Source organism: Arthrobacter sp. OV608 (genome assembly GCA_900110595.1).
Classification (GTDB): Bacteria; Actinomycetota; Actinomycetes; order Actinomycetales; family Micrococcaceae; genus Arthrobacter.
The window spans coordinates 34,107-47,577 of the sequence record FOEZ01000018.1 but is presented as its reverse complement, the minus strand read 5'-3'; the positions used below and the strand labels follow the sequence as shown (position 1 = coordinate 47,577).

Annotated in this window: 12 protein-coding genes; 5 read left to right on the top strand and 7 right to left on the bottom strand. The window is 64.4% G+C overall.

Translation table 11 applies throughout. The annotated features are described in order from the left end of the window. Positions 1 to 5: 5 nt before the first annotated feature. Positions 6 to 947, bottom strand: a complete 942-nt coding sequence (locus BMX78_RS18535; protein ID WP_091422622.1) for a carbohydrate ABC transporter permease — start codon at positions 945 to 947, stop codon at positions 6 to 8. Positions 948 to 1,157: 210 nt separating this feature from the next. Between BMX78_RS18535 and BMX78_RS18530 the strand changes: the two genes are divergently transcribed. Both BMX78_RS18530 and BMX78_RS18525 read left to right on the top strand, forming a co-directional pair. Next, complete coding sequence (locus BMX78_RS18530) at positions 1,158 to 2,357, top strand: Gfo/Idh/MocA family protein (RefSeq protein WP_091422620.1); 1,200 nt, start codon at positions 1,158 to 1,160, stop codon at positions 2,355 to 2,357. An 8-nt stretch (positions 2,358 to 2,365) separates the two neighbouring features. After that, complete coding sequence (locus BMX78_RS18525) at positions 2,366 to 3,394, top strand: LacI family DNA-binding transcriptional regulator (RefSeq protein WP_502686310.1); 1,029 nt, start codon at positions 2,366 to 2,368, stop codon at positions 3,392 to 3,394. Positions 3,395 to 3,405: 11 nt separating this feature from the next. Here the strand turns inward: BMX78_RS18525 and BMX78_RS18520 are convergent, their stop codons facing one another. The 5 genes from BMX78_RS18520 to acs form a co-directional block, all read right to left on the bottom strand. Continuing rightward, on the bottom strand, positions 3,406 to 4,194 hold the full coding sequence (locus tag BMX78_RS18520) for a DeoR/GlpR family DNA-binding transcription regulator (protein WP_091422617.1): 789 nt from the start codon (positions 4,192 to 4,194) through the stop codon (positions 3,406 to 3,408). Between the two features lie 58 nt (positions 4,195 to 4,252). Next, positions 4,253 to 5,164, bottom strand: a complete 912-nt coding sequence (locus BMX78_RS18515) for a carbohydrate ABC transporter permease (RefSeq protein WP_091422614.1) — start codon at positions 5,162 to 5,164, stop codon at positions 4,253 to 4,255. After that, a complete protein-coding gene (locus tag BMX78_RS18510) occupies positions 5,161 to 6,132 on the bottom strand; it encodes a carbohydrate ABC transporter permease (RefSeq protein WP_091422612.1) in 972 nt (323 codons plus the stop codon). The genes BMX78_RS18515 and BMX78_RS18510 overlap by 4 nt, the downstream gene beginning before the upstream one ends. Positions 6,133 to 6,281: 149 nt before the next feature. Beyond that, a complete protein-coding gene (locus BMX78_RS18505; protein WP_286139133.1) occupies positions 6,282 to 7,592 on the bottom strand; it encodes an ABC transporter substrate-binding protein in 1,311 nt (436 codons plus the stop codon). Positions 7,593 to 7,797: 205 nt separating this feature from the next. Next, complete coding sequence (acs, locus tag BMX78_RS18500) at positions 7,798 to 9,816, bottom strand: acetate--CoA ligase (RefSeq protein ID WP_091422700.1); 2,019 nt, start codon at positions 9,814 to 9,816, stop codon at positions 7,798 to 7,800. A gap of 395 nt (positions 9,817 to 10,211) precedes the next feature. On the opposite strand from acs, the gene BMX78_RS18495 reads away from it, so the two are divergent. From BMX78_RS18495 to BMX78_RS18485, 3 genes are all read left to right on the top strand, one after another. Next, positions 10,212 to 11,600 (top strand): hypothetical protein, encoded by a 1,389-nt coding sequence (locus BMX78_RS18495; RefSeq protein ID WP_091422606.1) that lies wholly within the window; start codon positions 10,212 to 10,214, stop codon positions 11,598 to 11,600. A 102-nt stretch (positions 11,601 to 11,702) separates the two neighbouring features. After that, the gene (gene nth, locus BMX78_RS18490) at positions 11,703 to 12,497 is read left to right on the top strand and encodes an endonuclease III (protein WP_091422695.1); all 795 of its coding nucleotides are present in this window, start codon (positions 11,703 to 11,705) and stop codon (positions 12,495 to 12,497) included. Further along, positions 12,494 to 13,171, top strand: a complete 678-nt coding sequence (locus BMX78_RS18485) for an NUDIX hydrolase (protein ID WP_091422604.1) — start codon at positions 12,494 to 12,496, stop codon at positions 13,169 to 13,171. The genes nth and BMX78_RS18485 overlap by 4 nt, the downstream gene beginning before the upstream one ends. A gap of 29 nt (positions 13,172 to 13,200) precedes the next feature. Here the strand turns inward: BMX78_RS18485 and BMX78_RS18480 are convergent, their stop codons facing one another. Beyond that, complete coding sequence (locus BMX78_RS18480; protein ID WP_091422602.1) at positions 13,201 to 13,392, bottom strand: YegP family protein; 192 nt, start codon at positions 13,390 to 13,392, stop codon at positions 13,201 to 13,203. Positions 13,393 to 13,471 lie beyond the last annotated feature (79 nt).

Below are 13,471 nucleotides of genomic sequence, written 5' to 3'. Positions count from 1 at the left end.
ACTCCTTAGTCCAGGTCCGACTCGTTGCCCTTGAGGAACTTCATCTGGATGAAGGCCACCAGGGCGAGGATGAGGAAGAGAATGACGGCGATGGCGGATCCGTAGCCGAAGTCCGACTCGGTGAAGGCGCGCTGGTAGATGTAGTACTGGATGACGCGGGTGGCGTTGACCGGGCCGCCTGCGGTGGTGACGGCAACGGTGTCGAAGACCTGGAAGGAACCGATCACCGTCACCACCAGTACCAGCACCAGGACCGGACGCAGCAGGGGAATGGTGATCTTGCGGAAGGTCTGGAAGGCTGACGCCCCGTCCAGTTTCGCCACCTCGTACACGTGGCCCGGGATGGCCTGCAGGCCGGCGAAGATCAGCAGCGCTGTGTAACCCATGTGCCGCCAGGTGTTGATCACGGCCTGGGTGGGAATGGCCCACTCCTCGCTGCCGAAGAACGCCACCCGGGGGAGTCCGGCCCATTCGATGAACTGGTTCACCACGCCGATCTGGTAGTCGAGCATCCAGAACCACAGCAGTGCGGCGATGACGTTGGACATCAGGTACGGCATCAGCAGGGCGCCGCGGATGATGGTGGATTTGGCCACCTGGTGCATAAGGAGCGCCAGGCCCAGTGCCAGTGCGGTTTGCAGGACGATGTTCAGGAAAACGTACTGGCCAGTGACGGCGAGGGAGTTCCAGAAGAGGGGGTCCTTGGCGATGGCCGTGTAATTGTCCACCCCTACCCATTCCGGGTCTCCGAGGATGTTGTACTCCGTGAAGCTGAGGTACACGCCGCGGATGGTGGGGACAACGTAGAAGACGATGAACCCGATCATTGCCGGGGCGATGAAAAGCAGTGCGATCTTGAGGTCCCCGAACCGGCGGAGGCCGCCGTAGGGCTTGGGTTTGTCCGGGGCAGGCGAAACAGGTGCTGAGTGTTTGGCAAGGGTGGTCATCTTCGACCCTTTCCTGACTGTGACGGGGGTAACAACTTGAAGAGCAATCTACACGAGTAGATACAGGGCGGCAAGGATTACTTTAAATGCTGTTTCTTGCGGGATTAGTTCACCTGCTGGGTTATTGACTCGAGTAGAAGCAGGTGCAACACTGGCTTCCTGACGGAGGGCGCCTGCCTCGGTGCCCCTGCAACCAGGGAAAGGCAGACAATGACGTTTTCGATCGGCGTACTCGGCGCGGGACAGTTCGGCGGGCAGTTCGCACACCTTTTCAACCTCCATCCCGGGGTCAGCGAGGTGTATGTGGTGGACGAGCGGCCCGAGCGCGCCGCCGAGGCCCGGGAGCGCTACCAACTCGCAGGGTCCAAGGAGAGTTTCGAGGAACTGCTCGCTTCCGACGTTGACGCGGTTGCGATCTTCACGCAGCGCTGGACCCACGGCCCGCTGGTGGAGCAGGCACTCCGCGCTGGCAAGCATGTGTACTCGGCCGTCCCCATGGCCATCTCGGAAGAAGAGATTGCGCGCATCATTGACGCCGTCCGCGACACCGGGCTGGTGTACATGATGGGGGAGACCAGCTATTACAACCCGGCGACTGTATATGCGCGGGAGCAGCATGCAGCAGGGCGGTTCGGCCGGATCTTCTACTCCGAGGGCGACTATGTCCACGACATGGACCTGGGCTTTTACGACGCCTACCAGTACAGCGGCGGCGACCGCTGGAAGGAAACTGCAAGCTACCCGCCGATGCTCTACCCCACCCACGCCATCGGGGGTGTGCTCGGCGCCGTCCCGGCGCACGCCGTCAGCGTCAGCTGTGTAGGTGTCAGGGATGACCGGAACGACGGCGTGTTCGACCAGGCCGTCAGCATGTTCGGCAACGACTTCTCCAACGCCACGGCGCTCTTTGAATTGAACGACGGCGGGGTGATGCGTACCAATGAGATGCGCCGAGTGGGCTATCCGTCCCACATCCGGGAGTCCCGGTTCCGGTTCTTCGGCACTGAGGCAAGCTTCGAGCAGCTGGCTAAGGTCACCGTCTGGCAGGACAAAATGAACGTCCATGACATTTCGGAGCAGGTGGAAACACGGCCCAGCATGTCCCTGGATGATCCTTCGCTGGCCAACGTGGCCCCTGAACTCCGGGACGCTTTTGTGTCCGGCCTCGCCCCGGTCCACAACGCGGAGCGGCTGCCTGAAGAGTTCCGCGGTGCACCCAACGGGCATGAAGGCAGCCACCACTTCCTGGTTGATGACTTTGTGACCGCCGTGAACCAGGGCACGCTTCCGCCGGTCAACGCCTGGGTGGCGGCCCGCTTCACCCTGCCCGGGATCGTGGCCCACCAGTCGGCCCAGCAAAACGGCGCGCGGCTGCCCATCCGCGACTTCGGCGACGCCCCGGCCCACTGATAGCTAGCATGTACTCCATGACCACTTCGGCAGTGCCGGCCCCGCGCGGACCGGTGACGCGCAAGGACGTTGCGCGCTTCGCGGGCGTCAGCACCGCCGTCGTGAGTTATGTAGTCAACGGGGGGCCCAAAAAAGTGGCGCCCGCAACGGAAGCCAAAGTGCAGGACGCCATCCGCCGGCTGGGATACCGCCCGAATGCTGCCGCCCGCGCCCTGAAGCTGGGGTCCAGCGAAACGATAGGGCTGGTCATCCCGGACAACAGCAACTCTTTCTTTTCGCTGCTGGCCCATGCCGTGGAAGATGCCGCCGCCGAACTGGGCTACGCCCTGTTGCTGACCAACTCGGACGGAAACCTCGCCAAGGAACTCCGGAACCTCCGAAACCTTGCGGCACGCCAGGTGGACGGGGTGATCCTTTCCAGTGTTCTGATGGAACCTGCCCTGCCGGAACTTGAATCTGCGGAGATTCCTGTTGTCCTGCTGAACCACAGTGCCGACGCTCCGGGATTCGACAGCGTGGGCGTTGACCTGGTGGCCGGGGCGAAAACGGCCGTGGAACATCTGATCGGCCACGGGCATACCAATATCGCCCTCGCCATGGGAACCAACACGGGCAACTACTATGACGGCCGTGAAGAGGGCTGGCTCCAGGCCCTTGCCGCGGCCGGCCTGTCCGAAGGTCCCATTGTCCGCACCCCGTTCACGCGGGAGGGCGGCTATGCCGCCGGGAAACGCCTCCTGGCCGCAGCAAGCCGTCCCACCGCTATCTTCGCCACCTCGGACCTGCAGGCGGTGGGTATCCTTCGGGCGCTTCATGAAGCGGGATTGTCAATCCCCAGGGACATTGCCCTGGCTTCCTTCGACGGCTCGGCCGAGGCGGAGTACAGCTGGCCTCCGCTCACCACGGTGAAACAGCCGGCAAAAGCCATGGCGGAGGCCGCCGTCAGTGCCCTCATCGGCGCGCACCGCCACCACGAATCCGAACACCTTATTTTCCCTGCCGAACTGCAGGTCCGGCAGTCCTGCGGCTGCTCGTAGCCTGGCCGCTCCTAGGCTGCGGCCAGCCGCAGCCTGCCTACCCTCTCCTGCAGGACACGTTGTGCTTCGGAACCAAGTCCGGGATCGCTGATCACCTCGTCCACTTCCTCCAGTGCCGCAATGGAACTGATGCCCAGCACCCCCCACTTGGTGTGGTCCGCAAGCACCACGGTCTTCCTTGCGGCGGCCACAAAGGCGCGGTTCGTTTCGGCTTCGAGCAGGTTGGGGGTGGTGAAGCCCGCCATCGCATCCATGCCATGGACACCCAGGAACAGCAGGTCCAGGTGCAGCTGCTTCAGGGCGCTGGTGGCGATAGGGCCCACCAGCGCGTCCGACGGCGTGCGCTGGCCCCCGATCAGGATCACCGTGGAGCTGTAGCGGGCCGGGCCGGTTGACGCAGCATGGTGGAACAGGTCGGCGATGCGCACCGAGTTGGTGACCACCGTGATCTGGGGTCCATTGACCAGTTCCTTGGCCAGTGCCCAGGTGGTGGTCCCGGCGCTGAGGCCAACGGCCATACCCTCCTGGACCAGGGCCGCGGCTTCGACGGCGATGGCACGCTTCTCCGCCGTCAGCTGCGTGGACTTCAGTTCAAAGCCGGGTTCGTGCGTGCTGGCATCGCCAGGAAGCTTGGCTCCGCCGTGGATCCGCTCCAGCTTGCCGCCTTCCTCCAGCAGCTCGATGTCCCGGCGGACCGTCATCAGTGAGACACCCAATTGCTGGGCGAGGTCCGAGACGCGGACCACCCGTTCGCGCTGGACGGCGTCCACGATGGCCTGGTGGCGTGCTGCGGGGAGCATGGGGTTCCTTTCGTGCTGCGGGAGGGGGAGCGCTGTTCCCGTCAAAGTCCATCATGGTCTACCCCTTGCTTGAACCAAGAGTCAGGCCCGCAACAAACTGCCGCTGCAGCAGCAGGTAGATCACCAGCGTGGGAATCACCGTGATGACGGCCCCTGCGGCCAGGAGGTTGTAGTTGCTCAGGAACTCGCCCTGGAGGTTGTTGATGGCCGTGGTGATGGGTAGCCGGTTACCGCTCTGGATGAAGATCAGGGGCCAGAAGTAGTCGTTGTAGATGAAGATGACCTGGAGTGTGCCGAGCGCAGCGAATGCCGGCCGGCAGAGTGGCATGATGATCTCCCGGTACTGCCGCCAGATGCCGGCGCCGTCCACCAGCGCGGCTTCGGTGAGGTCCGCCGAGAGCGCCTTCATGTAGTTGGACAGTACAAAGGTGCAGAACCCCATCTGGAACGCGGTATTGACCGCGATCACAATGATGTAGGTGTTCAGCATGTTGCCGGAATCGCTGAAGGTGTAGGGCACCTCGAAGTGCTTGGCCATCTCGAACAGCGGTGCGGCCAGGACCTGCGGCGGCAGCAGGTTGCCGGCGGTGAACATGATGAGCAGGGTGACGTTGAACTTCCAGTTGACGCGGCTCACGGCGAACGCCATGAGGGACGCCAGGAACAGGGTCAGGAGCACTGCCGGGACGGTGAGGATGATGGAGTTCCAGAAGTAGGTGGCGAATCCGCCCTGGGTCCAGGCCTGGATGAAGTTGTCGAAGTTGAAGTCACCGGCAAGGCTGAAGTAGCCATGTTCGTTCGTTGATGCCACCGGCCGGAGGGCCGTGAAGAGGGACCAGCCCAGCGGAACCAGCCACATCACCGCCATGACCGTGAGGAAAATGTGGGTTCCATAATGGCGCTTGGGCCTGCTGCCGGACCGCAGCGCTGCGGTATCGATGGTGCCCGGGCGTGCTGTGGTGGTGCTCATGCTTTGTTCTCCTTGCCGAAGGTGCGGCTGAGGTAGAAGACGATGGGGACGAGGGAAATGACCAGCAGCACCACTGCCAGGGCGGAGCCGACGCCGATCACCTGGCCTTCGCCCACCAGGTTCTGGATCACCAGGGCGCTGAGCATTTCCAGGCCGTTGGTGCCGCGGTTAATGACGTACACCACGTCAAAGGCCCGCAGTGATTCGATGATGGTGATCACCACAATGACGATGTTGATAGGACGCATGGCAGGAAAGACCACGCGGAAGAAGGTCTGCACCGCGCTGGCCCCGTCGATGGCCGCGGCTTCCTTCAGGCTCGGGTCTACGCCCTTCAGCCCTGCCAGGTACAGGAGCATGACGTAGCCGGCATGCCGCCAGGTGGCAGCGATCATGGCTGCCCAGATGTTCACTGAGGAGTCCCCGAACCAGTCAACAGCCTGCGGTGTCCCCGCAGTGCCCAGCAGGAAGTTCAAAAGTCCGTTGTCGCGCTGGTAGAAGAGCTGCCAGATGATGCCGATCAGGGCCAGTGACAACATCACGGGCGCGAAGAAGATGCTCTGGTAGATCTTGCTGCCCCGGATGTTCTGGTCAAGGAGTACGGCCAGCAGCAGCCCCAGCGGTGTGGCAATCAGGGCCAGGAACAGGAGCCACAGCATGTTGTGCTGCACAGCCGGCCAGAACGGTGGATAGTCCTGGGAGATGAATTGATAGTTCTCCCCGCCGGCGGGACGGATATCGCCCAGGTCCAGGCCGTTCCAGCGGGTGAAGCTGAGCCCAACCGACATCAGCATCGGCAGCCACACCATGGCCAGTTCGATCAGGGTGGGGATCCCCACCATCAGGGACAGGACCACTTTGTCCCGTCGGGAGAGGCGGCGGACCCGCCCGCCTTTCGTCCGGCGGATCCTGCCGCCCCTGGGTTCCCGCGCTTCGGGCGGGATCAGTTCTTGTGCAATGCTGCTCATGGAAGTCTTCCCTTTGTTGGTGCGGACGCTGGAAGGGAACGACGACGGCGCGGGCCTGCGCCGCCGTCGTCGTTCCCTTCCCGGCTGGTCGCCAGTGGGGCGGCCCGGGCAGGGCTGGAAGATCAGCCCTGGGACTACTGCGCTGGGAACTACTGCGCGGCGTAGAGCGTCTTGGCCTGGGCCTCGAGGTTTTTGACGTCCATCTTGCCGTCCTTGATGAAGCTCTGCAGGGCCGGGATCATCACGTTGTTGGCCATGGCGGGCAGTGCATCGCGGTCAAAGAACTGGCTGATGTACTTCGCGTCCGCGATGGTATCCGCACATTTCTTGTTGAGCGGGCTGAACTTGGAGGTGTCCGTCCCCTTGGCGGTGGCGATGTTGGACGCGTCTACGGCGGCATAGGCATTCTGCGCCTCGGCGGTGCCGAGGAAGGCCATGAAGTCGCGCGCCGTTTTGTTTTCCCCGCCCTTCTTGGACAGCAGGAGGCCGTCGATGGGGGCTTCGACGGCGTCGCGGCCTTCCATTGCGATCTCCGGAAACGCGAAGAAATCGATGTCTGCCAGCACCGCAGGGTCCGTAAATTGCTGGGTGACAAAGGAGCCGAGCAGGTACATCCCGGTCTTTTTCGCTTCCAGCGCCTTGGCGGCGTCCTGCCAGGTCTGGCCGAGGGCCGCGGGATCCTGGAAGGGAAGCAGGGCGGACCAGGTGTCAAAGACCGCGCTGACCTTTTGCTGGTCCCAGGATTCCTTGTGCGAGCAGAGGTCCACATGGAACTGGTAGCCGTTGAGCCGCATGTTGATGTAGTCGAAGGTGCCCATGGCCGGCCAGCCGTCCTTGTCGGCGAAGCCGATAGGGATGATACCGTCCGCCTGCATCTTTGCCGCAAGGGTCTTGAGGGCGTCGAAGGTTTCCGGCACCTCGTAGCCCTTCTCGGCCCAGAGGCTCTTCCGGTAGAAGAAGCCCCACGGGTAGTTGTAGTTGGGGACGAAGTACATCTTGCCGTCCGGACCCGTGGAGGCTTTCTTCAGGGCATCGGAGTAGTTGCCGCCGATGGTTTCCCAGACATCATCGATCGGTGCGAGGAGCCCCTTGCCGGCGTAGTACTGCATCCGGTAGCCGGCAAACCAGGTGAACGTATCGTCCGGAGAGCCCTGCAGGTAGGAATTGATCTTGTTCTGGAAATCGTTGTGGGGCACCACGTTGGTGGTGACTTTCTTGCCGGTCTTGGCCGTGAAAGCGTCAGTGACGGCCTGGTAGGCCCGCTTGGGGACGTCGTCGGAGGAACCGGACCCGAAGGTCAGGCCGGGGGAGTCGGAGCCCGAGGCGGACGGGGCGCTCCCGCCGGTACAGGCCGCGAGGAACGGGATGCCGGCCAGGCCTGCCGCGCCTACGCCGACGGTCTTGAGGATGCTCCGCCTGCTCGGAAATGCAGTTGCAGACGCATCAAACTGTGAAGCCATGTTCTCTCCCTTGAAAAATAGCCGCATGTGAGACACCTCACATGCCTCGACTATAACCTCGCAAAACAGAACATGGAAGAACGGGAAATAACATTTTGGATATCGATTATTTTGAATCGTCACAAAACACGAATGGCCCCGATTTCCCTGATTGACAGGGAAACCGGGGCCATTCTGCAGCTTCTTCGGGGATGCTAAGCCTCTGTTACTTTCTGAGCGACTGCGCGATCTGCTGCATGATGGTGGGATCCGAGAGAGTGGTGGCGTCTCCCGGGTCACGGCCTTCTGCGACGTCCTTGAGGAGGCGGCGCATGATCTTGCCGGAGCGGGTCTTGGGCAGTTCGGGGACCACCAGGATGTTCTTCGGTTTGGCGATAGGGCCGATTTCCTTGCCCACGTGGTTGCGGAGTTCCTGGACGATGTCATCTCCGGAATCCACCGCGTCGCCACGGAGGATAACGAACGCGACGACGGCCTGGCCGGTGGTTTCGTCTGTGGCTCCGACCACGGCGGCTTCAGCCACCGCGGGGTGGGATACCAGGGCGGATTCGATTTCGGTGGTGGAGAGCCGGTGGCCGGAGACGTTCATCACGTCGTCCACCCGGCCCAGGAGCCAGATGTCGCCGTCCTCGTCCTTCTTCGCGCCGTCGCCGGCGAAGTACATGTTCTCGAAGCGGGACCAGTAGGTGTCCTTGTACCGTTCGGGATCTCCCCAGATGCCGCGGAGCATGGCGGGCCAGGGTTCGCGGATCACCAGGAAGCCGCCGTGGCCGTTGGGGACGGATTCGCCCATATCGTCCACCACGTCCACCGCGATGCCCGGCAGCGGCACCTGGGCGGAGCCGGGCTTGGCTGCGGTGACGCCCGGGAGCGGGGCGATCATCTGCGCTCCGGTTTCGGTCTGCCACCAGGTGTCCACGATGGGGGTCTTGTCCCCGCCGATGACCTTCCGGTACCACATCCAGGCTTCGGGGTTGATGGGTTCGCCGACGGAACCGAGCACGCGCAGGGAGGACAGATCGTACTTGTCCGGGATCTCCCGGCCCCACTTCATAAACGTCCGGATCGCGGTGGGGGCGGTGTAGAGGATGGAGACCTTGTACTTCTCCACGATCTCCCACCAGCGGCCCTGGTGCGGGGAGTCCGGGGTGCCTTCGTACATCACCTGGGTGGCGCCGTTGATGAGCGGGGCATAGGTGACGTAGGAGTGGCCGGTGACCCAGCCGACGTCGGCCGTGCACCAGTACACGTCCGTCTCCGGGTGCAGGTCGAACACTGCCTTGTGGGTATAGGCGTTCTGGGTGAGGTACCCGCCGGTGGTGTGCAGGATGCCCTTGGGCTTGCCGGTGGTGCCGGAGGTGTAGAGGATGAACAGCGGGTGCTCGGAGTCGTGGCCCACGGCGGTGTGCTCGGTGGAAGCCGCCTCCACGGTGTCTGCCCACCAGTGGTCCCGGCCCTCGGTCCAGTCCACGTCCTGGCCGTTGCGCTTGACCACCACCACGTTCTGCACGCTGTGGCCATCGTTCGCGAGGGCCTCATCCACGGCGCTCTTGAGGGCGCTGGGCTTGCCGCGGCGGTACGTGCCGTCAGCTGTGACCACCAACTTGGCCTCGGCATCCTCGATCCTGGAGCGCAGGGCGTCAGCCGAGAAACCGCCGAACACCACCGAATGCACCGCACCGATCCGGGCGCAGGCCAGGAGCGTGATCACGGCCTCGGGGATCATCGGCAGGTATACGGCCACCCGGTCACCCTTGACCACACCGAGGGACTCGAACGCATTCGCTGCCTTCTTCACCTCGTCAGTCAGCTGGGCATAGGTGTAGGTCCGGGTGTCACCGGGTTCGCCTTCGAAGTAGATGGCCACCCGGTCACCCCGGCCGGCCTCCACATGCCGGTCAAGCGCGTTGTAGGCCGCGTTGACCTCTCCGCCCACGAACCACTTGGCGAACGGCGGGTTGGACCAGTCCAGCGCCTCGTCAAAATCCTTGCTCCAGGTCAGCAGCTCACGCGCCTGCTTCGCCCAGAACGCCGGCCGGTCAGCCGCGGCCTCCTCGTATTCCGAAGCCTTGACCACGGCGTCAGCGGCGAACTCGGGAGTGGGCGGAAACGTCCGGGTCTCGTGCAGCAGGTTTTCAAAGGCATCGCCCTGCTGGCCGGCCTGCCCGCCCTGTCCGGAGCCGGCGGCAGCGATGGCCGTGGAGCTTGAAGTGTCCTGGGACATGTGAACCTCATCATTCATCGATCTTTGCTGCGCGGGCATCCGCCGCCGGCCGGGCTCCGCCGCCTGCACGACGCCGGGCACCGGCTGGTCACGGATTTTCCGCAAAGAGCTGTTCCGGAATCAAGACTAATGCTTGCCAGTGGCGCATGTGTGCGCTGTCACAAACGGACCCGCGAACGGCATTTATTAAGCGGTGAGTGGACGCGAGGGGCCACTGAACCGGCCGCGCCCAGCTAGTGATCACTGAGGCTGTTGACTAGGCTGAGATTGAATTGTGACTTCACTTCGGTGCCTCCCATCCGGCCGCGCAAGCGTCCGGGGCAGGAGGGAGCCGCTGTACGACGGCACGGTTTCGGGGCCACTTGGCCCGGTGCCGCCACGCTAAGGAGAACAGAATGAACCAGCAGATCTTCGGCCAGAAAACAGGCCCTGACGCCGAGGCGGGTTCCGGCAGTTCCGCTGCCCCGGCCGCCGGGGCAGGCAAGCCGGCCACGTCCGAAGGCAAGGGCGCCAACGCCCACCAGGCAGTGCTCGGTCCGTTCACCATCCGGGACCTGGCCGTGTTTGCCGCCACGCTCATTTTGTTCGTCGCGTCCCTGCTGCCCATCTTCGGCGGCCGCTACAACCTCTGGAACCTGAACAACCTCTTCTTCCTCGGCCTGGGTATTGTCCTGCCCCTGGTGGTGAGCGCACTCTTCGCCGCGCGCAGGCTGGCCCCCGGCACAAAAATCAGGATCGGATCGCTGTCCATCGACCAGTTCGCTTCCGTCGTCGCGTCCTTCGCGGTCGCCTTCTTCTTCCTGACCGTTGCCGTCGCCTATGTGCCCACCTTGCTGGTGGCCCTGATCGGCGCCCTGGTCCTGTTTGCCGCGACGGTCCTGGGCCGCTTCATTCCCTATGTCTCACCCGACTTCCAGGGCCGCGTGGAAGTCCCCGCGCATGTGGTGGCACGGGAAGCAGCCGTTCCCGTCCAGAAACCGCGCGCGCCCAAAAAGCCCAAGGTGGAGTCCACTGCTTCCAAGCCTGCCTCCGGCGCAGGGCTGTTCAGCGGTGCCGGGGCCGGATCCTCGGCGGTCCAGCCCCATGCCACGCAGCACCACGCCCCCGCCACGGCGGCGGTTCCCACTGCCGGCGTGGCCGCTTCCGGGGCGCCTGCCACGGGCCCGGCACCTGTTTCCACTGCCCCCGAAGCATCCGACGCCCGCATGGCAGGTGACTCGAGGCCCGCAACCCAGGCGTCCGACGTCGTCCGTCCCGCTTCGGCGCAGCCGGCAACCCAGGCGTCCGGCGTCGTCAGCCCTGCGTCAGCTTCTTCCGCGGAGGAGACGCAGCTGGCGGACCTCCCCGCGGCCGGTGGTGCGGCTGCGGGTGCTGCCGCTGGTTCCGGAGCTTCGCCGGCCGCTGCGCAGCGTACTGCCGGCAACCACGACGGCGGCCCGGCAGCTTCCGCTGCCGCTGCCCCTTCCGCTGCGCAGGGCTCCTGGGAGCCGCCAGCCGCTACGGCCGTCCACCCGCAGGTCCGGGCGGACAATCCGATCGGGGCAACCGTCGATCCCGCAAGCCGGCCTGAGGAAGCGGACGAACAGCCCATCCATGAAGCGTTCTGGTTCGCCGTGGCACAGCACCGCACCGCTTTTGATCCCCGCACCGGCGCCCCCGCATTCGTGATCGAGCCAGGCGGCTGGGTGCTGGCACTGGAGGACCGCGGACACGAATTCCTGGTCCAGCACACCGACGGGCGGCTGGGCGTGCTGCGCGACCTCAGCAATATCGAGCGCGGCTAGCCGATGGCCTCGCCCCGGGCGGCCAAAGCCACACGGGCTGCCACCGGTTCCCGGGCCGCCAAGGCCGGCGGCGGGCAGGCTCCCGCCGGCCAGGCCGCGGGTATGCCCGTGGTCTCCGCCGAGTCCATGCTCGGACTGAAGAGGCGGGCGCGGCGGATCAACAGGGCCCTGGCAGAGAAGTACCCCTACGCCCATGCGGAACTTGATTTCCGCAGTCCGTTCGAACTGCTGGTGGCCACGGTCCTGTCCCCGCAGACCACCGATGTCACCGTCAACCAGATCACGCCGCTGCTGTTCGCGCGTTATCCTGATCCGCGGTCCATGGCAGAAGCGGATCCCGCCGCTATCGAAGAGATCATCAAACCCACCGGTTTCTTCCGGGCCAAGACGCGAAGCCTTCTCGCCCTGTGCACCCGGCTGGTGGACGAGTACAACGGTGTGGTTCCCGGCCGGCTGGAGGACCTGGTCACGCTGCCGGGGGTGGGCCGGAAGACCGCCAATGTGGTGCTGGGCAACGCGTTCGGCGTCCCCGGGATTACGGTGGACACCCATTTTGGCCGCCTTGCGCGCCGGTTTGGCTGGACACAGTCCGAGGACCCTGTCCAGATCGAATATGACGTGGCCGAGCTCTTCGAGAAGAGGGACTGGACCATGCTCTCCCACAGGGTGGTGTTCCATGGGCGGCGGGTGTGCCACTCCCGCAAGCCGGCATGCGGTGCGTGCCCGGTGGCCACCTGGTGCCCCAGCTACGGCATGGGCGAAACAGATCCGGCCAAAGCGGCAAAACTGCTGAAATACGAACTCGCTCCCGGCAACGAAGCCCTCCTGGCCCAGCTGCTGGCCGAAACCCACCGGGCGGCCGAAATCAGGATGGAATCCCAAAAGAGGAACCCTTGAGCGCCCGCGAAGACCTGATCGGCTTGGCGCGCAGGTCCGCGTCAGGGTCGGTATCCGCCCCGGACCCCCTGTGGGCCGCCCTGACGGTGGACGCCACGCGGGCGCGCAGGGCCGCTGTCCTGATGCTTTTCGGGGCCCTCGATGACGTTCCGGCTGCCTCGGACAAGCCGCTGGCCCCCGCAGACCTGGACGTCCTGCTCCTGGAACGCGCGCACACCCTGGGTTCCCACCCAGGGCAGGTGGCGTTTCCCGGCGGCGCCATTGACGCACGGGAAACACCGGTTCAGGCGGCCCTGCGGGAGGCCGAAGAGGAAACGGGGCTGGAGACGGACGGCGTGGAGGTCCTGGGCACCCTGCAGGAACTGGGCCTGGCCCACAGCAACTTCCTCGTCACCCCTGTCCTGGGGTGGTGGCGCTCGCCGTCGCCCGTCGGAGTGGTGGATTATGCCGAGTCCGCGCAGGTGTTCCGGGTCCCCGTCCGGGACCTGCTGGATCCGGACAACAGGGTCATGGCAACAGTCCACCGTGCGGGCCGCACGTTCGACAGCCCGGCCTTCACGGTCAATGGAGTGGTGGTCTGGGGTTTTACCGGCATCGTCCTGAACGGCCTCTTTGAACAGCTCGGCTGGGCCGTTCCGTGGGACCGGAGCCGGGTGCACCCAATGGGTGTCTAGTCTTTGCCGCCGGCGCTGGTCACTTTGCCTCAGGCCTGCTGATGGCGGAGATCCACCACTATCCCGGTGGCCGCATTCTCGCGCATCGCCTTAACGCCTTCCAAAAGTGTGTTCAGAGACTTGAAGTTTGGCGAGACGGCAACGATGTTGCCTTCTGCATCCGTCAGCCGCAGCCTGTACGACTCGTCCCCAACCCGATGTATTTCAAACCTGCCCGCCATATGCCGGACCTCCCCTGGTGTTGCGTCTTTGCATCAACCTCTGGACCGATCTGCTTCAGTCACCAGAAGACTGTAACCC